Genomic DNA, 19,181 nt, shown 5'->3' with positions numbered 1-19,181 from the left:
GTCGCTCGTGTCGTAGTCGGTGCTGACGGTCTCCGGGTTCGAGTTGATCATCACCGACTCGTATCCCAGCTCCCGCATCGCGAACGCCGCCTGCACGCAGCAATAGTCGAACTCGATGCCCTGCCCGATGCGATTGGGCCCCCCGCCGATGATGACGACCTTGGGCTTGTCGCTGATGCGGATTTCGTCGTCGATAACCGGCTTGCCATTGCACGAGAAGGGCGTCTCGTACGTCGAGTAGTAGTACGGCGTCTCAGCCTCGAACTCGGCAGCACAGGTGTCGACGAGCTTGTAGACGGGCTCGACAAAGAACAGCTCGCGCCAGCCCTTCATGCCCGAAGATGGGCCGGGGGAGACTGACTGTAGCTGTTGATCCGAGTAGCCCAGCGGTTTCGCTTTGGTCAGCCACTCTTCGACTAACTGTTCTTGGTGCAGGTGGTCCTCAAACTCCACCAACTCCTCGAACTGCCCGAGGAACCACGGGTCGATCTTCGTTAGCTCGTGAATCTTCTCGACACTCCAGCCTTGCTTGAGCGCGTAGCGAACGTAGTACAGCCGGCCCTGCGACGGCACGCGGAGCTTGCGAGTGAGCACGTCGTCGCGGATCGGGAACGAGCCGGCCGCCGACTCGCCTTGAACCGTCCTGTCTTCACCCTCGCTCTCGCCCACTCGCTCCTCGCTACTCCGCTCCGCCTTCAGCCACTTGTCGTTCTTGTCCAGCCCGTACCCGAACCGCTTCACTTCCAGCGATCGAATCCCCTTCTGGAACGCCTCCTTGAACGTCCGGCCGATCGCCATCGCCTCGCCGACGGACTTCATCTGCGTCGTGAGCGTCTCGTCGGTCTCGGGGAACTTCTCGAACGTCCAGCGCGGGAACTTCACCACAACGTAGTCGATGCTCGGCTCGAAGCAGGCGGGGGTCTTGCGGGTGATGTCGTTGGGTAGCTCGTCGAGCGTGTAGCCGACCGCGAGCTTCGCCGCGATCTTGGCGATGGCGAAGCCGGTGGCTTTCGACGCGAGCGCGCTGCTGCGGCTCACCCGCGGATTCATCTCGATGACGACCTGCTCGCCGTTGGCGGGGTTGACGCCGAACTGGATATTGGACCCGCCGGTCTCGACGCCGACGGCGCGGATCACCGCCAACGCCGCGTCGCGCATGCGTTGGTACTCCTTGTCGGTCAGCGTCTGCTGCGGGGCGACGGTGATGGAGTCACCCGTGTGCACGCCCATCGCGTCGATGTTTTCGATGGAGCAGATGACGATCGCGTTGTCGGCCTTGTCGCGGATGACTTCGAGCTCGTACTCCTTCCAGCCGAGGACCGACTGCTCGACGAGCACCTCCGTCACGGGCGAGGCGTCTAGGCCGCGCTGGAGGATGTCGCGATACTCACTGGCGGAGTACGCGATGCCGCCGCCGGTACCGCCGAGGGTGAACGCCGGCCGCAGGATCAACGGCAGGCCGATCGTGTCCAGACATTCCTCGCCCTCCTCCAGCGAGTGAACCACCTTGCTCATCGGGACCTTGAGCCCGATCTCGATCATGAGGTCCTTGAACACCTGCCGGTCTTCGCCCTTGAAGATCGCCTCGCGGTCGGCGCCGATCATCTCGACGCCGTACTTCTCGAAGACGCCCGCATCGAACGCGGCCATCGCGGTGTTCAAGCCCGTCTGCCCGCCGAGCGTCGGCAGCACCGCGTCGATCGGCCGACCGGCCTCCTTCTCCCGCCGCAGGACTTTCTCCACCGTCCCGATCGTGATCGGCTCGACGTAGGTCGCGTCGGCGAACTGCGGATCGGTCATGATCGTGGCCGGGTTGGAGTTGATCAGGACAACGCGGTAGCCCTCTTCCTTGAGCGCGCGGCACGCCTGGGTGCCGGAGTAGTCGAACTCGCAACCCTGGCCGATGACGATGGGCCCGCTGCCGAGGATGAGGATCGATTCGAGGTCGGTGCGCTTGGGCATAAACTCGGACATCATTGCGGGCCCGTGCCGCTTGGCAACGCACCGAACGGAATATCGTTGGTGGTGCTGAAACTGACGAGTCCTGACGTGTTGCCCGGCGACCCGGCGAAGATGCCGATCGTGCTCGCCCATGGGTTTTTCGGCACCGGCAACACGCGGATCGGGCCGATCGGGCATCGGTACTTCTATGGCGTGGAGAAGACGCTCAACGCCGCGGGACATCCGGTGCTGGTGGCGAGCGTGCCGTTTGCCGGGCCGGTGTCGGTGCGGGCGGCGAAGCTAGTACGGCAGATTCGCGATTGGGACGTCGACAAAAAGCCGATTGTCGTCGCCCACAGCATGGGCGGGCTCGACACGCGGCATGCGCTGACCCACCTCGGCCTCGCGGGCGACATCGCCGCGCTGGCCACCGTCGCCACGCCCCACCGCGGCAGCCCGTTTGCCGACTGGGTCCTGCGAAAATTTGGCAGGACCACGCGCGGCATCGGTAACTTCCTCCGCCGGATCACCGGCATTGACCTGCGCGGCAGCGACGACTTGACCGTCGAAGCGGCTGAAGCATTCAACGAGGCGACGCCGGATGTTGCCGGCTTTCCGTACTTCTCCGTGGCCGCGGTGCGTGAGCGCGAGTACACGTTTCCGGGGTTGCGTTTCTCCCACAACATCATCACGGCGGCCGAGGGGGACAACGACGGACTGGTCGGCCGGGCGTCAGCCATGTGGGGCACGTTCCTCGGCGAATGGGCGTGCGACCACACTCACTCGCGCAACCAAGTCTTCCGCGAGAAACACCCCGAGCCGACCGGCGACGTCGGCCCGCTGTATCAGCAGTTGGTGGACGATGTCGAAACCGCGTTGCTGAGCAACGCAGCTGCGGAAGAAAGTACACCGCACTAGCTGCGTTGCTCCGCAACGCGGTTGTCGCGATAAGCTCATTCATGCCTCTGCCAAACGGGATCTCGGTCGCACAGCACGTCGTATCGATGGATCGGCTGCGATCGGCGGTGCCTGCCGCACGCAAAGGCGGCTTGGACGGCATCACCCTGCCGGCCCGGCTCGACGCCAGCGCGCTCACCGCCACCGGCAGCCGAGAGATCAAAGCCCTGCTCACCCGCCACGCCCTGCGCCTTTGCGGCATCCGCTGCCAGATTCCCGGCTTCGGCAATGACCCCGAACCCCACGCGCACTCAATCAACCGCGCGATCGACGCGGCCCGATTGCTGCAGGCCGAGCTCGTCGCGGTCGACCTGGGCAGACTGCCAACCTTCAGCCTGGTCGAGCCGATTGCGAAGCCGACCGAAGCGGTCGGTGGATTGTTGATGCCGTCGGCCGACGATATCGCGCTCTTTGGTGGCGGCGGCAAAACACCCGCCAAGCAAGACGATCCGAACAACCACGCGGCCACCGACGAGGGCTTGCGGCTCGTCGCCGAACATGCCGACCGGGCGAGCGTGGTCGTCGCACTCGGATCATCACTCTGCGGCACCAACGAACTCCACGCCGCCCTACGTCGGGCCGACGCACCGGCGTTCCGCGCGTTGCTCGACCCGGTCGCGACGCTGCACGACCCACACGGCAACGCTGGCTTCCTCGACGACCTCGGCGGCCAACTCGCCCACGTCCTAGGCAACGACGCCACCCGCGGCGACGGCGGTCGCACGCAGACCCGTCCGCTCGGCCAAGGCGACGTCGACTGGCGCGAACTGTTGGCCCTGCTCAGCGAAGCCAACTACACCGGCGCGATGGGCGTCGCCAACGCCGCCGCCCTCGGCGTGCTCCGTGACATCTAACGCCCACGGCTTCAGCCGTGGGTCTGCATGCATGACCATCAGCCGACCCACGGCTGAAGCCGTGGGCTTTTGTGTCACTGTCCATCGAACATCGTCGGCTCGGGTGCGGGCTGCGGGCGGCCGAGGTGGTCGTAGGCTTTCGCCGTCGCGCGGCGACCCTGGCGGGTTCTGGTCACGAACGCGTTCTGCAACAGATACGGCTCGATGACGTCTTCGAGCGTATCGCGTTCCTCACCCATCGTGGCCGCGACGGCTTCGACGCCGACGGGGCCGCCGTCGTAAATGTCGATGATCGTGCGGAGGTAGGTGCGGTCCTGCTCGTCGAGGCCGGCCGCGTCGATGCCCTCGAGCTTGAGCGCGGCCTGAGTCAGGTCGTGCGTAATGGGCCCGTCACCCTCAATGGCGGCGAAGTCACGCACGCGGCGTAGCAGGCGGTTAGCAACGCGCGGCGTGCCACGACTGCGACGGGCGAGCTCGTCGAGCGCCGCCGGCTCGGCTTCGAGCTTCAGTTGGTGTGTGTTGGCGTGCAAGATCGTCTGCAACTCGGTCGGCTGGTAAAACTCAAGGTGCTCGCTGATGCCGAAGCGGCCACGCAACGGGCCGGTCAGCAGGCCGAGCCGCGTCGTCGCGCCGATGAGCGTGAAGGGCTGAACGGGGATCGTGACGACCCGGGCGTGGTTGCCGGTGTCGATCGTGATGTCGACCTTGAAGTCCTCCATCGCCGGGTAGAGGTACTCCTCGACGACAGCGGAGAGGCGATGGATCTCGTCGATGAACAGGACATCACCGGCCTTGAGGTTGGAGAGAATCCCAACCAGATCCGTGCCCTTCGTTAGCGCGGGACCGTTGGTCACATGGACGTTGGCGTCCATCTCGTTGGCGATGACGTGAGCGAGCGTCGTCTTGCCGAGCCCGGGCGGGCCGTGGAGCAAAGCATGGTCGACCGGCTCGCCGCGACCCTTGGCCGCGCCGGTGGCGATCTTGAGCTTGCGAATCAGGTCCGGCTGCCCGACGTAATCCACGAACCGCTCGGGCCGCAGCGCGAGGTTGAGCGTCTTCTCGGTTTCGCTGGCGACTTCGCCGGAGAGGATGCGTTCGCGGGCCATGGCCCGCATCGTACGGCTCACTCGATCAACATGCAGTCGCCGTAAGAGAAGAACCGGTAGCGTTGCTCGATAGCTTCGACGTACACGCGTCGGCGGGCCTCCGTGCCGATGAAGCCGTCGACGAGCGCGATGAGCGTCGACTTGGGCAGGTGGAAGTTGGTGAGAAGCGCGTCGACGTGCCGGGGCGTGTACGGCGGTTGGATGAGCAGGTCGGTTTCGCCGGAGCCGGGCCGGATGTCGCCGGTCGGTTGGGACTCGAGCGTACGACAACTCGTGGTCCCGATCGCGATGATCCGTCCTCGGCAAACGTTGATCGCGTCGGCCGCTGTTGGCTCGATTCGCCACCGCTCGCTGTGCATGTCGTGGGCGTCGAGGTCTTCGGCAGTCACCGGCTTGAACGTACCCATGCCGACTTCGAGGTTCACGCTCGTCCGCGGCACCCCTGCTTCACTCAGCGCAGCGAGCAGCGGCGGATCGAAATGCAGTGCGGCCGTCGGCGCGGCCACGCTCCGACCCACATCGGCAACCACCGTCTGATAGCGTTCGCGGTCCGCCTCGTCGCGCCCGTCGCTCCCCTTGGCTCGCTTGATGTAAGGGGGCAACGGCATCCGGCCGACGCGGTCGAGCACCGAAGCGTCGTGCGAACACTCTGCGTCGTACCCGTCATGTTCGCGCTTTGCCACGACACGCAGCGTGACCCCCGGATCGGCGACGAAGGCGAGCGTCGCGTCCGGGTCGACCGGCCCGAGGTTCTTGAGCAAGACCTGCCAGCGTTTGTCCTCGCCGGCGAGCCACAACGCTTCGATCAGGCCGCCGGTCGGTTTACGAAGCGTGAACCGGGCGGGGATGACCTTCGTGTCGTTGAAGACCAACAAGTCATCGGTGCGCAAAATACTCGGTAGGTCACGGACCTGCCGGTGAGCGATGCGGCCGGTCGTTCGGTCGAAGTGCAACATGCGGGCGTCCGACCGCACCGGCGGCGGTTCCTGGGCGATCAGTTCTGGTGGAAGATCGAAATCAAGGTCGGCGGTGCGCACGGGAAATCGTACGAAAGCCCACGCCTTCAGGCGTGGGGCGGCGCGTAGGGACCGACGGCCAACCCACGGCTGAAGCCGTGGGCTTTCGGAGCCCCGCGTGTTGTTTCGACGCATCATCCGGCGCATTCGCCGACCCGTATCGGCATTCCCACGTATTGGCACGCCTTTGCAACAGCTTCGGCATGCCGCCGCTCGCGCCGCAACTCATCGGACCGTACTTCGACCTGAAACTCGTGCAGGGGCTCACCGGCGCGATCCGGGCGAACCTGCTCGCGGCCGGCGGTCGCCCGGGCCCCCTCGGCACGGTGCAGATGCCGCGTCCGTTATCGGCCGATCGCCCCGTGGATCGCTTCGAACCTCGGCACACCGTCGAGCCCCAACCCCGCATCGAGCCCCGCAAGGTCCATCACCCGCTCGCCAAGGTCGATGTCCACGTCGAACCCGTGGTGGTGCATCGTGACACGCCGGCTGCTCCGAAAGTATGGGAAGCGCTTCCGCCGGTTCAGGAATCCCCCCCGATCGTCGATAAATCGAACAGGCTCGAGAGCGCGTATCGCCCGCCGATCGCCGGCAGCGGATCGCTTATCGACCAGTTCCTCTGATCGACGGACCACATGCTCAGCGAAAACGAAGTGAATCATGCGATCACCGATATCGCCGAGATGGGCCGCAACGCGCTGATCGATGCGTTGCGTGATTACGACGCACAGTTTCCCGTCGATTTCAGCGATGAGTTTCTACAAACCGTCGAAGAAGATCGGCTGCGCCACATCTTCGTTGCGCTGGTGTTGCACTGCCAACGGCTGCCCGAGCGCTGCGCGGCATAGCGATCAGCCACGCGGGTGGAATTTCTTGTGGATGTCCTTGAGGCGATCGCCGTCGACGTGCGTGTAGACCTGCGTCGTGCCGACATCGGCGTGGCCAAGAAGCGTTTGAACCACACGCAGGTCCGCCCCGCCGCCGAGCAAATGCGTGGCAAAACAGTGACGCAGAACGTGGGGACTCACCTCGTTCCACAACCCGCTGGCCTTGGCGTGCTTCTTGACGATCTGCCAAAGCGCGACCCGTTCGAGCGGCTTTCCGGTGTGGCTGACGAAAAGGAACTGGTGCTTTTTTTTGTTCTTAGCGACCAAATGCGGTCGCACTTCGTCGAGATAGACCGCAATGGTGTCCCGCGCCGCGTTGCCGATCGGAACGAGTCGCTCCTTGCTGCCCTTGCCGACGACGCGTAATGCCGCCGCTTCAATGTTGACGTTGGGCAGCTTCAGTTCGCAAAGTTCGGTCGCCCGCAGGCCGCAAGCATAGAGCAGTTCGAGCATCGCCCGGTCACGCGTGGCGAGTTGCTGCGTCTTGGGGTCTTTCGGCTTGCCATCCGTTGGCGTGTCGTCCATCGACTGGGTCGTGCTGGGCGTAAGGACCAGCTTGGTGACCATGCGCTTGGAGAGCGTCTTGGGTAGCAGCTTCTCCGGCTTGGGCCGATCGAGCATTTCGAGCAGGTACGCGGTGTCGTGGCCCTGGGTCTCGAGCCATTTCAGGTAAGACCGCAAGGCAGCGAGCCGGCGGGCGACGGTGCGGGTCGCCGCGCCATGCTGGCGAAGCTCCATGAGGTACGCCCGCAACCGCTCGGCGCCGGCGAGGTGAATTTCGACCTTCGGCGGCAACTCGCTTTGCAAGTCCGCTAGGTCTCGGCGATATGCCAGCAGCGTGTTTTCCGCCAAGCCACGCTCGATCTTCAGGTGCGTGAGAAACTGCTCAACGAGCGTCTGCGTCAGGCCGCGATCTGGCGCTTGATCGGCTTCCGGACGCGCAACGTCACGAAAGCGGCCTTGGCCCGAGCTTCGCGTCGTTCGTCGAGCAACTGGGCGTAGGTCGGGCATGTGGCGTAGTCGCTGAAACAGTGGCTGTAAGTGAACGAAAGCCGATTCAATCGGAACGCGTTCGAGCAGCGTTTGTCGTCACGATTCACGAATGGGCAGTGGTCGGCCATGAGCATCTCCCGGATTGGAAAAGCATCGGCGAAGCTTCTCCAAATCGGACAGTTTTTCTGGCATGGGCTGTTCACTTGAATGGACAGACCCACGAAGGTCACGAAACTTCCCGCGTCGCGCCTTCGTCATCACTCTCGGCGACTTCACGGGCGGCCACTTTCTTGAATGCGTTTCGTAACGCTCTGTCGTCAAACTCATCCAAACGAAGGAACACCCCCTCCTGCTTGGCTTTGGCGATCGTTTGATGGTGCGTAAAGAGCGACATGCGTTCAAGGCCGGCGGCATCTGTCGGCCGCTCAGGGTCGGGCGTTTCGAGGAGGTGTCGCAGCAACGCCGACGCCTGCTTGGGGTCGTCGATCACGCCGGCGACGTCGAACTGCGTCGGTATCGCGGTGAACAGCTTCGCCGTTCCCTTGCGCGGGCCGGGCATCACGGCGAGCCAGCGGAAGCGTGTCATCGGGGCGATGAACTTGTACGGGTGCTTGCGGAGCTTCGCGATGTCATCGATGCGTGCTTTCACTGCGGCGGCTTTCTCGAAGTCCATCGCGCCGCTGGCCGCGAGCATCTCACCTTGCAGTTTCGCGGTCGCTAACTCCGGCACGGCGAGTGCCTCGGCGGCGTCGGCGACGATCTTGCCGTACTGCTCCAGCGTGATCGTCCCGTCGCACGGCCCAACACACCGGCCCATCTGCTTCCAGTTGCACGCGCCGGCGGGCGCCTTCTGCAAGACGCCATAATCGCGGCACAGATCGAACAACGCCTCGACCTTGTGGACGAGTTTTTGTGCGTCGTGCTTGTCGCCGATCGGGCCGACGTAGATGCCGGTGCTCAGCGTCGGGTCGGTGGTTTTGGTGAAGCGTGGATAGGTGGTGTCGGGGTTGACGTGGACCCACCACGCGGTACGGAAGCCGAGCCAGCCGGCGTAGCGGTCGGGGAAGTGTCGGCGCGCCGCTTCGAGCCAAACGAGATCGGCTTCAAACGTGCTGCTGACCGGGCGGTAATGCACATCCTTGACGACCGTGCTCAGGTCAACGGCCTTGCCTTCCTTCTCGCTCAACCGGTTGCGCAGCGAGGCACGGAGGTTCTTCACCGCCAACAACTGCACCGGCCGATCGTCGGCGTCGGTCATCAGATACACCGCGTGCTTCGCCGGCGCGTCGTCGGGCGCGACCGTAGTCGGCAAGTCCGCGAGACTCATGAAAATGCCTCACGCACCAGCGGCGGTAGCGGCAAGTCCAACGCCGCCGCCACGCCACGCAACAGCTCCGCCTCGCGGACGTTGATCACCCCGTCGGCCGCAACGCAGTGTGCCGCGGCATCGAGCACACGGCGCTTGATCCCCGGCGACGCTTTGTCCAACTGGTCCAGCGAAAGCGTGAGCCGATTCATCGGCAGCTCCGGCCGCGGCTCATCGGCCAACTCGGGCGCGACCCGCGCCATCCCCGCCTTGTACGCACCGTTGGGATTATCCGACCGCTTGGCCATCACGCTCAAAAGCAGTCGGATCGGGTCCAGCAGCGGGCGGATCGAGTGGATCTGGCCGGCCTTGCGTTTCTTCTTCTCGCCGCTGGTCGGACAGCTGCGCAGATGGCGGACGATGATCGTGTAGAGCGCGAACTCGAACGGTGTGACATTGCCGTCGGCCTCGACGAGCTGCCGCAGAAGACGGCAGAAGTTCGCCGATTGCAAGTCGCTCATCCGACCCAGCGCCGGCAGGCACAGATCCACCAACGGCAACCGACCGCCCGGGCCCAGCGGCTTGGCGAGTTTCGCGATTCGCAGGGCCTCCTTCCCCAACGGCGGCTCGAACTTCTCGAACAGTCGCATCTGTTTGTCCCGCTCGATCTCGTCTTCGTCGAGCAGCATCGCGAAGCACACCGCCCGCGCGCTATACGGCTCACGTGTCGCTTCGATCAACTCCTCGGGCAGCGACTCGATCAGCTTGCCGGCGAACGCGACCGCCTCGGGCTCGATCCGGCCGACACGCCGGGTCACGTCGCTAAGCGGCATCGCGGTCTCGCCGGCGAACGCGGCACCGGCAAACGGCTTGCGCCCCTCGACCGGCTTGAGCTTGCCGTCCCACGCGGGGTCGATGCGTTTGATCCGCACGTCCAATGGCGGGTGCGTCGCGAACAGGCTACCGGCGAGTCGGCTCAGGCCGGTTGAGAAACCGGTGGCGAAGAACATGTGCGCGATCTCGCCGGCGTGGGGGTTGCGAACCGCCCCCTGCCCGGCGACGCCGCCGATCTTCTTGAGCGCGTCGGCGATGCCGTCCTTATTGCGTGTGAACTGCACGGCCGACGCGTCGGCAAGGAATTCGCGCTGCCGACTTATTGCCGACTGAATCATGCGACCGAAAAACACCCCGATGTACCCGATTGCCGCCAGCGTGAGGCCGGCGACGAGGATGACGATGATCGCGCGACCGTCGTCGTTCTTTCGGCGTCGGCTGTAGGCGCTGCCGGTGTAGGCGAGACTGCGGATCAGCACGAGCCCGAGCATGCCGATACCGGAGATGCCGAAGATCACGCCGATGAGTCGGCTGTTGAGCCGCATGTCGCCGTTGAGGATGTGGGAGAACTCGTGGGCGACGACGCCCTGGAGTTCGTCGCGGGTGAGCGCTTCGAGGCAGCCGCGCGTGACGCCGATGGCGGCGTTGTCGGGCGTGGTGCCGGCGGCGAAGGCGTTGATGCCCGGCTCGTCACGCATGACGTAGAGCTCCGGCTGCGGGCAGCCTGACGCGATCGACATTTCCTCAACGACGTTCTGGAGTTTCTTCTCGGTCGGATTGGTCGCATGGGTGAGCGGCGTACCGCCGAGCATCTGCGCGACCGCCCCGCCGCCGCCGCGGAGCTGCAAAGACTTGGTGAACATGCGTTCGCTGATGACGAGCAGCGTGGCAAGTGTCGCAATCCCGATGGGCCACGGTTGGAACCACCGCCAGCCGCCTGACAAGCTCTGAACCGGTTGCCCATCCATCAACCGCCGTGCTTGTTCTCGACCGGGCGGCACGAGTTGCACCGGATCGGAAAACCAGATGTTCCAACCAATCAGCACGACCGCGTTCACCGCGATCACGATCCCGACCACGGCGCACAGGAACAGCACCACGAGCTTGATCGTGCTCCGACGGGCGGCGTCTTGGTGCTCGAAGAAATCCATGGGGTGAAATGACGAATGTCGAGTTCTCGAGTGGCGAATGTCGGCGTCGGCCTACGTTACCGACCTTCGGATTTCGGCATCCGGGCTTCCTTCGTCATTCGGGAACTCGACATTCGGATTCGCTCGCTCGGCGTCGTCCTGCACGGTCCACAGGTCCACGGCGTGGAACCCGAACAGCCCCGCGAGCAGGACCGTCGGAAACGTCTGGCGTTGCGTGTTGTACGTCGTGGCGGAGTCGTTGTACGCCTGGCGGGCGAAGGCGACGCGGTTTTCCGTGGTGCTGAGCTCTTCCATGAGTTGAGAGACGTTGGTCGACGCCTTGAGGTCGGGGTAGTCCTCGACGCGGATCATCAGTTTCGAGAGCAGACCCATCAGCAGGTTTTCGCTGCCGGCGAGCTTGGCCAGCGACTCAGGGTCGGCACTGCCCGCATCGGCGACGGCGGCGTTGCGGGCCTGGATCACGCGCTCAAGCGTCTCCTTCTCATGGGTCATGTAGCCCTTGACGGTCTCGACGAGGTTGGGGATCAAATCGTGTCGGCGTTTGAGTTGAACGTCGATCTGCGAGAAACCGTTGCGGACGCGTTGGCGAAGGCGGACGAGCCGGTTGTAGATCCCGGCGACGACGCCGATGAGCACGACCAGCACCACGATGAATCCGCCGATGAGCCACCAGAGCATGATGGCCACGATAACGACTACGGTGTCGCGTGGAAGAATCGCCGCACGGTCATGATCCGGTGCTGATGGACGAGGTGCTCGACCTGCTCGCCCTGCAGGCCGGCGAGGTGGCGGTCGACTGCACGCTCGGCCGCGGCGGACACGCACTTGCCATCGCCCAGCGCCTCGGCCCGGCCGGCACGCTCATCGCCCTCGACGCCGACCCACGCAACCTCGAGTACGCCGAGGGTCGCCTCGCCGAAGCCCCGTGCAAGGTTGAACTTCACCACGCCAACTTCGGCACCCTCCGTGACATCCTCGGCGACCGCAGCGTCGACGTCCTCCTCGCCGACCTGGGCGTCTCGACCAACCAGCTCACCTCCGACACGCACGGCCTTTCGTTCTCCGTCGACGGACCGCTCGACATGCGGCTCGACCCGGACCTGCGCACCACGGCCGCGGACATCCTCCGAACCACGCCCGAGAAACAGCTCGCCGACTTGATCTACCAGAACGGCGACGAGCGTTTCAGCCGACGCATCGCGAAAAGGATTGTCGAAACCCGACGCCAAGCGCCGATCAGAACAACAGCGCAGCTTGCAGAGCTGGTGCGTTTCGCGATTCCGAAGCGGCTCCACGACAAACGGATCCACCCGGCGACGCGGACGTTCCAGGCACTTCGGATGGCGGTCAACCGTGAGCGGGAGAATCTGGAAGCGCTGCTCGACTCGGTGCCGCAGGTTTTGTCATCCGGCGGGCGTTGCGGGTTGATCAGCTTCCACAGCCACGAGGACCGGCCGGTCAAGCACCGGCTCAACGAGTGGTCGTCGCTCGGGCTTCTCGAGAAGCTCACCAAGCGACCCATCACCCCCGGCGAGGCGGAACTGACCGCCAACCCGCGATCCAGGTCGGCCAAGCTGCGCGGGGCCCGTCGTGTCGGATGACGGGCCATATCCCCCGTATCCGTAGTTGGCGCCATCCCATGACCCGCGAAACCAAGATCGGCCTCCTCGTCGGCCTCGCCTTCCTTCTCGTCGTCGGCATTCTGCTCTCCGACCACGTCTCCAGCGCGGCCCGACCGCCCGAAGCGCCGCTGGAGACCGCCGCCAACGACGTCGCCGCCGCGCTCTCGGCCCCGGACAACGACGACGTCGCACCGATCTTCGAGATGCGTCAGCCCGACACGCTGGTCGCGGCGTCGGTGCCCCAAGACGAGCAGGAGCCGAGCCACTTCGCGATGGCCCCGATCTACGACGCCGACGCCGCCCCGCTGGCCCGGCACGAGTCGCCCCGCGAGGACGCGTGGGACACGTTCGTCCCGGACGCCGAGAACGTCGAGCCCGAGCCGGAGCCGACCCCGACCAACGTTGTCGAAGAAGGCGGCCTCGTCACCGAGTCCGTCGCCGTTCAGGAATACACCGTCAAGAAAGGCGATTCGCTCTCGAAGCTCGCCCACACGTTCCTCGGTGCCGACACGCCGGAGAACCGCGAGATCATCATCGCGCTGAACCCGTCGCTGCGCAAGAACCCCGACAAGCTGCTGCTGGGTGTAACGTACCAGGTGCCCGCCGGCGGCGCGAAGCCGACCACGATCAAACCGTCGATCAAGCCGCGCGAAGTCGCTCCGACCCCCGCGATCGACGGCGAGGTCTACGAAGTTCAGCCCGGCGACAGCCTCTGGCGCATCGCCGACCGCGTCTGCGGCGATGCGTCGCTGGTCGATGAGATCATGGAACTCAACGCCGACGTCCTTGGCGGCAAGGACATCGTCAAAGTCGGGATGAAGCTGCGGTTGCCCTGAATATCATCCCGAGCGCAGCCGAGGGATCTAGCTTCGGACACCGACCGCTCGATTCAGCCGCTGGGCTTACGAAGCTAGATCCTTCGACTTCGCTCAGGATGACGGAAGCGTGATGCCGAAACTGATCCTCACCATCCTCGCGATCGTGGCCGTGCTGGCGATCCTGTTGCAGATCCGCCAGCAGCAGGCCGCCGTCCGCAGCGACACGCTCCGCCTGCACCGCGACATCCGCAACACCCAGCGCACGCTCTTCCAGCAGCAAGTACTCATCGGTGCCAACCTCGCCCCCGGCGCGATCGAGCACCAACTCGACGTGCCGATGCCCAGGTTCGACGAAGATTCCGCCTGGGATGCGGTGTTGGCCGGCCAGGCTTCCGTCCGATAACAGACCCGTGGAAGTCCGCCCGAGACGAGCTGCGTTGGTGCTGGGTGCGCTGACGCTTGCGCTAGGCGGGTTGCTGGGGCGGACGGCGTTTCTTCAGTCCGCCGGCGCAACGGCGGCCGAGTATGCCGAGCGGCAACACGACGCCACCGCGACCCTCGCCGCCCGCCGCGGCAGCATCTTCGACGCCCGCGGCCAACTGCTCGCCGCCAACGTCACCGCACAGGACGCGTTCGTCGATCCCAAGTTCTTCCTCGAACAGAACCCCGACCCCGCCGACCGCGACGCCGCGATCGACGCATTGGCCGAGATCCTGCTCGTCGATCCGCTGACGCTGGCCCAGAAGATCGGCCGCCGGCCCGACGCGCGGTTCGTCGTTATCGCCGAGCACCTTGCGGAAGACCAACGCCGCGCGATCGCCGACATCGGCATCAAGGGCATCGGCCTCTCCGACTCGCCCCGCCGGCTCTACCCGGCCGGCTCGCTCGCGGCACACGTGCTCGGCTCGGTCGGCTCGGACGGCAACGGCCTCGAAGGCATCGAACTCGCCCGCGACGGCACCCTCCACGGCACGCCCGGCAAGACCCGCCAGGTCCTCGACGCACGCCGACGCCCGCTGCTGCTCGCCGCCGCCGACCTCACCCCGCCCCACCACGGCCGGCACCTGGTCCTCACCCTCGACGCCAACATCCAACGCATCGTCGAGGAAGAGCTCGCCGCGACCTGCCGCGAGCACAACGCCAAGACCGGCCAAGCCGTCGTCATGGACCCGCGCACCGGCGACATCGTCGCACTCGCCGTCTGGCCCAGCTACGACCCGTCCGCACCCGGCGACGTCCAGACCGACCTGCGCCGCAACCGCGCGATTGTCGACCCCTACGAGCCCGGCTCGGTGCTCAAGCCGTTCATCGTCGCCGCCGCCATCGACGACGGGCTCACCACCCCCGCCGAGGTCTGGCCCATCAACGGCGCGACCTGGCGCACCAGCTACGGCCGAACGATCACCGACGTCTACGGCTACCACAACCTCAACACCTGGGACGTCGTCGTCAAAAGCTCGAACGTCGGCATGAGCATGCTCGGCAACCGCATGGGCAACGACGGCCTGCACGACGCGCTGGGCGACTTCGGCTTCGGCCAGCGCGGCGGACTTGGACTGCCCGGCGAGGGGGCCGGCATGGTCCTGCCGCTGCGACGTTGGACCAAGTACTCCACCGAGTCGATCAGCCAGGGCTACGAGATGCTCGCGACACCGTTGCAGTTGGTGCGGGCGGTGAGTGCGATCGCGAACAACGGCTGGCTGCCGACGCCGCGCGTGGTGAAGGGCACGCTCGACGAGAACGGCGGGCTCATGCCCGAGCCGAGCAAGCCCATGCGGCAAGCCGTCTCCCCCGAGGCCGCCGCGTGGCTGCGCCGCATCATGGCCGACGTCCCCGTCCGCGGTACCGGCAAGAAGGCCCGCTCCGACACCTACCACTTCTTCGGCAAGACCGGCACCGCCCACCAGGCCGTCGACGGCAAGTACGACGAGGAGCACTACGCCGCCAGCTTCGTCGGCGGCGGCCCGTACGAAGCGCCGCGCCTCACCATCGCGCTGGTCGTGCACGAGCCGGACAAGTCCGTCGCCCACTTCGGCGGCATCGTCGCCGCCCCCACCGCCGGCCGTATCCTCGAACGCTCCCTGGCCTACCTCGAAGTCCCGCCCAGCCAAGAACTCCCCGAGTACCCCGCCGACGTCAAACGACAACTCCACGGCATGCGCTCGCAGTGACTCGACGGCTTCCCAACACCGTCGCCTACCGGTAACGTGGCACGCATGGCGATCGAGCAATGGTCGGAGAGCGTATTGGTGGGCCGTCTGCGGGACGATCCGGTCCTGGCCGACGATCTGGACAGCATCGTCGCGCGGATCGAGACCGACCCGTGCGACGTCATCCTAGACTTCGCCGAGGTGACGTTCGTTTCCTCGAGCAACCTCGCGGGCATCCTCCGCCTGCGCAACGAACTCCGCGACCGCGACGCCGAGAAGAACATCCTCCTCAGCAGCGTCGGCCCCAAGATCCTCAGCACCTTCACCGTCACCGGCATCGACAAACTCTTCGACTTCGCCGAGAACCTGCCGATGGCGCTGGCCCAGCTGGCGATCGAGGAGTGAGGTCATCGTCGATTCAAATCAGAGGAAGCACTATTGCGCTCGGCTGCTTCAATCTGCTGTGTTTTCCAATCAGAATATGTCCGACCATCTGGGAGCTGCCACGTTATCCGGCCGTTCCTATTACCGCCAGCAACCACGGTTGCTGCGGAACTCGGACTCGAAAACTCCACATCCGAGGCGAATTCGAATAGATGATCATCCTTCGGTATGAGCCGTTTACTCGCTACAAGCTCGTCTCGAACCTTAATATTGTTGTCCAGCGACGGAGCCGTTTTGATTCTTGCGGTTGACCCTTTCATAACGATGAAGACTCCGTCACGTTCCTGCGCATGAGCTTCAGCACCGGCATCTGTCATCGTCAGGGTCAGTAGATCATCGGTCACCGACTCGGCATCGGGCTTCGCTTGCTCCCGCAGGAAATCAAATCCAAGCACGGGCAGCACCAACTCGATCTGATCGAGAAAGTACTCCATATCAGCTACATCCGGCTCGGGAAGGGGCTTCGTATCCGGGGATGTGCCATTCGACACTACGACCCGATCAGCGCTCTGCGCGAGACCGATCAGACGGCACTCCAAAAATCGACCGTGCGACTTCGTAAGATTGAAGTCCTTGCTCGTCACCGTAACGGCGCGAGTCCAGAAGTCTTTACTTGGATCCCGATCATGGGCTTTAAGCCGGTCGAATACATCGTCACCTTCACCGATATAAATCTGCTCCCGGTCGCCGACTAGGCCGACAAGAATGTAAATGCCGGTACGCCTCAGTTCTTCCCGGCCCGCCATATCAGCTAACTGGGCTCGTGGCAGCGCGATCACCTGCCCTGTCCAGTTAATAATCTCCGCCATTGTCGGGCCATTTGAAGAGCCGTCGAGAAGGTAGATCCGAAGCGTCTTGCCAAGTCGATGCGTACTCATTGATGAGGATACTGGTCCGTAAATACCACTGGTGTATGCACAAAAAAGATGACCCATAAATGGGCATCCAGTCGACGCGTCACTCCCGCACGGCGACTTCGTTTTCGTCGGCGACGAGTTGGAGGCGTAGGACCAGCAAGGCCGCGCTCAGCTGGGGGTCGCTGTCGAGCAGGTTCTGTTGGAGCTCGTCGATCGGACGGGTGTCCGGGGTGTTCTCGTCGAGCTTCTGGAGCACGTCGAGGTCATTGCGAGCCTCGCGGGCTTCGATGAGCTGGGCGACCGTCATGTCGATTTCCAGATCGGGGTCGACGCCCCACTCGCGATCGAGTTCGTCCTTGTGGATCGACTCGCCATCGGGCAGGTAGTAGTGGCTGGTGGTGAGCTTGAGCCGGGCGGCACCGCGGCCGACGGGGAAGAGCATCTGCACGCTGCCCTTGCCGAAGGTGCGCTTGCCGACGACGGTCGCGCGGTCACGATCACGGAGAGCGCCGCTGACGATCTCGCTGGCGCTGGCCGACATCTCGTTGATGAGCACGGCCATGGGCAGGTCGATGTCCGAGCGTTGCTTGCGGGCGTCGAGAACGGCCTGCTCGCGGAAGTCGCGATCAGATCTGGTCGAGACGATGCGACCACCGTCGAGGAACATGTCGGCAACCTCGGCCGCGCTGCTGAGCAGGCCACCCGGATTGTCACGCAAGTCGAGGATCACGCCACGGGCACCTTCGGACTCGAGCTGCTTGAGCGCGGTACGCAGGTCTCGCGTGGTGCTGGCCGAGAACTGGGTGATCCGCAGATAGCCGATCTTCTGCTCGTCGTCGATGAGGTATTCCCAACCGCCGCCGGGCAGGTGACGCCAGCCCTTGATGCTTTTCACGTCGATCTTGCTACGGGTGAGCGTGACGTCGAAGGACTTAGTGCCGTCATCGGCTTCGCGCTTGATGGTGAGCGTGACATCGGTGCCGCGCGGGCCGGTGATGGTCTTGACAGCTTGGGCGGTGGTGATGTTCTTGGCACGCTTGCCGTCGATGTGCGTGATGATGTCGTCGGCACGAATGTCGGCCTCGTAGGCCGGAGAGTCTTCCAGCGGGCTGACGACGGTGAGATCGCCCTCGGGGCTGGTGCGGATGGAGATGCCCACGCCGAAGAAGCTGCCCTGGGTGTTCTTGTTGAACTCGGCGACCTCGCTGGGCCAGATCATGGAAGAGAACTGGTCGAGTTCGCCGAACGCGCCATCGGCAAACTCGGCGTGGAGGACCTCGGTCGGCAACTCCACCGAGCGGGCGTTGACGTCTTCGAGCCGTTGCAGGGTGCGCCAGACGAAGTTGCGATCGACGTTCTGGGTACGCGCGTTTTCCATCGCGATGCCCACGGCGGTGCGTAGCGTTTCAAGCGACTCGGCGTCGCTGATCCGCGGGAACGACTCCTCGACGCCCAGGGTCGTGAGCAGCGCGTCGATGCCTTCGAGGCCGCCGAGCACCAGTTCGCGGTAGCTGACGTTTTGGCGGTAACGCTGGTAAGCGAACTCCAGGGCTTCCTCGACCATGGAACGGTTGACGTCCTTGAGCGTGTCACGCCAGTCGGTGCCGAACTCGCTCTCGTCCTCCTCGATGGCCGGTTCATCCTCGGCCGCTTCTTCACCCGCAACATCCTCGGCCGGCTGCGTGGCGGGAGCGTCCTCGGCTTCTTCGACTTGCTCGGTCTCGTCGCTTTCCTCGGCGTGCTCGGCGTGCTCGGCGTGCTCGGCGTGCTCGGCGTGCTCGGCGTCCCATTTTTCGTTGAACGCGTCGAGCAGATCGGTCACCTCGTCGCGGCGGGCCTGCTCGGCGTTCTGCACTTCTTCGAGCCGGGCTTGGCCGTACATCGCCAGCAGACGAATACGCCGGCCGGCGTCCTTGAACCTTTCGTTCCAGCGAGCGTTGTACGGGTCGATCGTGTTCAGGTCGGCGTACACGGTCACGGCCTTGGCCCACTGTTGATTGGCCGCGTACTCCTCGGCGAGCGCTTCGGCCCGGCGGGTCATGTCATCCACCCACGGCTCGGCGCGAAACTCATCGGCATCGTTCGCGAGCCTTGACGCTCCGCCGGTGAACTGCACCGCGTAATCGAGGTAACCCGCTTCGTCGAGCATCCGCACCCGGGCGATTTGCTTCTCGAGTTCCTTGCGTCGGCCGTCCTCGAACTTCTCGCGCTGGGCCTTGAAGTCGTGAATCCAGTCACGCATCTG

General features: G+C 64.8%; 19 protein-coding genes. 9 read left to right on the top strand and 10 right to left on the bottom strand.

All coding sequences use genetic code 11. From position 1 onward, the window contains the following. The coding region (gene carB / locus AAGD32_15635; protein ID MEM8875677.1) for a carbamoyl-phosphate synthase large subunit at positions 1 to 1,962 on the bottom strand (1,962 nt) is incomplete at its 3' end. Between the two features lie 63 nt (positions 1,963 to 2,025). Between carB and AAGD32_15630 the strand changes: the two genes are divergently transcribed. Further along, entirely contained in the window at positions 2,026 to 2,859 is an 834-nt protein-coding gene (locus tag AAGD32_15630; GenBank protein MEM8875676.1) for a hypothetical protein, read from the top strand. A gap of 41 nt (positions 2,860 to 2,900) precedes the next feature. Continuing rightward, positions 2,901 to 3,752 (top strand): TIM barrel protein, encoded by an 852-nt coding sequence (locus AAGD32_15625; protein ID MEM8875675.1) that lies wholly within the window; start codon positions 2,901 to 2,903, stop codon positions 3,750 to 3,752. Between the two features lie 74 nt (positions 3,753 to 3,826). On the opposite strand, the gene ruvB is transcribed toward AAGD32_15625, so the two are convergent. Continuing rightward, on the bottom strand, positions 3,827 to 4,858 hold the full coding sequence (ruvB, locus tag AAGD32_15620) for a Holliday junction branch migration DNA helicase RuvB (protein MEM8875674.1): 1,032 nt from the start codon (positions 4,856 to 4,858) through the stop codon (positions 3,827 to 3,829). 17 nt (positions 4,859 to 4,875) lie between these two features. Then, on the bottom strand, positions 4,876 to 5,895 hold the full coding sequence (gene queA, locus AAGD32_15615; GenBank protein ID MEM8875673.1) for a tRNA preQ1(34) S-adenosylmethionine ribosyltransferase-isomerase QueA: 1,020 nt from the start codon (positions 5,893 to 5,895) through the stop codon (positions 4,876 to 4,878). A 182-nt stretch (positions 5,896 to 6,077) separates the two neighbouring features. On the opposite strand from queA, the gene AAGD32_15610 reads away from it, so the two are divergent. Continuing rightward, positions 6,078 to 6,497: a hypothetical protein gene (locus AAGD32_15610; GenBank protein ID MEM8875672.1), complete on the top strand. Its 420-nt coding sequence runs from the start codon at positions 6,078 to 6,080 to the stop codon at positions 6,495 to 6,497. A gap of 12 nt (positions 6,498 to 6,509) precedes the next feature. Beyond that, entirely contained in the window at positions 6,510 to 6,722 is a 213-nt protein-coding gene (locus tag AAGD32_15605; protein ID MEM8875671.1) for a hypothetical protein, read from the top strand. 3 nt (positions 6,723 to 6,725) lie between these two features. On the opposite strand, the gene AAGD32_15600 is transcribed toward AAGD32_15605, so the two are convergent. The 5 genes from AAGD32_15600 to AAGD32_15580 all read right to left on the bottom strand — a co-directional run bounded on the left by AAGD32_15600 (position 6,726) and on the right by AAGD32_15580 (position 11,723). Then, positions 6,726 to 7,667 carry a tyrosine recombinase gene (locus AAGD32_15600; GenBank protein ID MEM8875670.1) on the bottom strand — a complete coding sequence of 314 codons (942 nt, stop codon included), beginning with the start codon at positions 7,665 to 7,667 and terminating at the stop codon, positions 6,726 to 6,728. After that, positions 7,664 to 7,882 carry a hypothetical protein gene (locus tag AAGD32_15595; protein ID MEM8875669.1) on the bottom strand — a complete coding sequence of 73 codons (219 nt, stop codon included), beginning with the start codon at positions 7,880 to 7,882 and terminating at the stop codon, positions 7,664 to 7,666. The genes AAGD32_15600 and AAGD32_15595 overlap by 4 nt, the downstream gene beginning before the upstream one ends. Before the next feature lie 98 nt (positions 7,883 to 7,980). Continuing rightward, a complete protein-coding gene (locus AAGD32_15590; GenBank protein MEM8875668.1) occupies positions 7,981 to 9,081 on the bottom strand; it encodes a hypothetical protein in 1,101 nt (366 codons plus the stop codon). Further along, complete coding sequence (locus AAGD32_15585; protein ID MEM8875667.1) at positions 9,078 to 11,045, bottom strand: M48 family metallopeptidase; 1,968 nt, start codon at positions 11,043 to 11,045, stop codon at positions 9,078 to 9,080. Before AAGD32_15585 ends, AAGD32_15590 begins: the two co-directional genes overlap by 4 nt. A 51-nt stretch (positions 11,046 to 11,096) precedes the next feature. After that, positions 11,097 to 11,723 (bottom strand): LemA family protein, encoded by a 627-nt coding sequence (locus AAGD32_15580; GenBank protein ID MEM8875666.1) that lies wholly within the window; start codon positions 11,721 to 11,723, stop codon positions 11,097 to 11,099. 29 nt (positions 11,724 to 11,752) lie between these two features. Here AAGD32_15580 and rsmH point away from each other — a divergent pair, with 29 nt between their 5' ends. The 5 genes from rsmH to AAGD32_15555 all read left to right on the top strand — a co-directional run bounded on the left by rsmH (position 11,753) and on the right by AAGD32_15555 (position 16,040). Beyond that, positions 11,753 to 12,646: a 16S rRNA (cytosine(1402)-N(4))-methyltransferase RsmH gene (rsmH, locus tag AAGD32_15575; GenBank protein ID MEM8875665.1), complete on the top strand. Its 894-nt coding sequence runs from the start codon at positions 11,753 to 11,755 to the stop codon at positions 12,644 to 12,646. Positions 12,647 to 12,684: 38 nt separating this feature from the next. After that, entirely contained in the window at positions 12,685 to 13,503 is an 819-nt protein-coding gene (locus AAGD32_15570; protein ID MEM8875664.1) for a LysM peptidoglycan-binding domain-containing protein, read from the top strand. Positions 13,504 to 13,615: 112 nt separating this feature from the next. After that, positions 13,616 to 13,888, top strand: a complete 273-nt coding sequence (locus AAGD32_15565; protein ID MEM8875663.1) for a hypothetical protein — start codon at positions 13,616 to 13,618, stop codon at positions 13,886 to 13,888. Positions 13,889 to 13,895: 7 nt separating this feature from the next. Next, complete coding sequence (locus AAGD32_15560; protein ID MEM8875662.1) at positions 13,896 to 15,656, top strand: penicillin-binding protein 2; 1,761 nt, start codon at positions 13,896 to 13,898, stop codon at positions 15,654 to 15,656. Between the two features lie 45 nt (positions 15,657 to 15,701). After that, complete coding sequence (locus AAGD32_15555) at positions 15,702 to 16,040, top strand: STAS domain-containing protein (GenBank protein ID MEM8875661.1); 339 nt, start codon at positions 15,702 to 15,704, stop codon at positions 16,038 to 16,040. 2 nt (positions 16,041 to 16,042) lie between these two features. Here the strand turns inward: AAGD32_15555 and AAGD32_15550 are convergent, their stop codons facing one another. Together AAGD32_15550 and AAGD32_15545 are read right to left on the bottom strand one after the other, a co-directional pair. Continuing rightward, complete coding sequence (locus AAGD32_15550) at positions 16,043 to 16,957, bottom strand: GIY-YIG nuclease family protein (protein MEM8875660.1); 915 nt, start codon at positions 16,955 to 16,957, stop codon at positions 16,043 to 16,045. A gap of 79 nt (positions 16,958 to 17,036) precedes the next feature. After that, on the bottom strand, positions 17,037 to 19,181 hold a 2,145-nt coding region (locus AAGD32_15545), incomplete at its 5' end, for a S41 family peptidase (protein ID MEM8875659.1).

This window comes from Planctomycetota bacterium, assembly GCA_039182125.1.
Taxonomy (GTDB): Bacteria; Planctomycetota; Phycisphaerae; order Tepidisphaerales; family Tepidisphaeraceae; genus JBCDCH01.
Note: the sequence above shows the minus strand (reverse complement) of the source record. Positions and strands in the feature narration are given on the sequence as shown.

Coding starts and splice junctions, on each gene's coding strand:
- AAGD32_15625 (MEM8875675.1), top strand. CDS start 2,901: ATGCCTCTGCCAAACGGGATCTCGGTCGCACAGCACGTCGTATCGATG.
- ruvB (MEM8875674.1), bottom strand. CDS start 4,858: ATGGCCCGCGAACGCATCCTCTCCGGCGAAGTCGCCAGCGAAACCGAG.
- AAGD32_15610 (MEM8875672.1), top strand. CDS start 6,078: ATGCCGCCGCTCGCGCCGCAACTCATCGGACCGTACTTCGACCTGAAA.
- AAGD32_15605 (MEM8875671.1), top strand. CDS start 6,510: ATGCTCAGCGAAAACGAAGTGAATCATGCGATCACCGATATCGCCGAG.
- AAGD32_15595 (MEM8875669.1), bottom strand. CDS start 7,882: ATGGCCGACCACTGCCCATTCGTGAATCGTGACGACAAACGCTGCTCG.
- AAGD32_15590 (MEM8875668.1), bottom strand. CDS start 9,081: ATGAGTCTCGCGGACTTGCCGACTACGGTCGCGCCCGACGACGCGCCG.
- AAGD32_15585 (MEM8875667.1), bottom strand. CDS start 11,045: ATGGATTTCTTCGAGCACCAAGACGCCGCCCGTCGGAGCACGATCAAG.
- AAGD32_15580 (MEM8875666.1), bottom strand. CDS start 11,723: ATGCTCTGGTGGCTCATCGGCGGATTCATCGTGGTGCTGGTCGTGCTC.
- AAGD32_15570 (MEM8875664.1), top strand. CDS start 12,685: ATGACCCGCGAAACCAAGATCGGCCTCCTCGTCGGCCTCGCCTTCCTT.
- AAGD32_15565 (MEM8875663.1), top strand. CDS start 13,616: ATGCCGAAACTGATCCTCACCATCCTCGCGATCGTGGCCGTGCTGGCG.
- AAGD32_15555 (MEM8875661.1), top strand. CDS start 15,702: ATGGCGATCGAGCAATGGTCGGAGAGCGTATTGGTGGGCCGTCTGCGG.
- AAGD32_15550 (MEM8875660.1), bottom strand. CDS start 16,957: ATGAGTACGCATCGACTTGGCAAGACGCTTCGGATCTACCTTCTCGAC.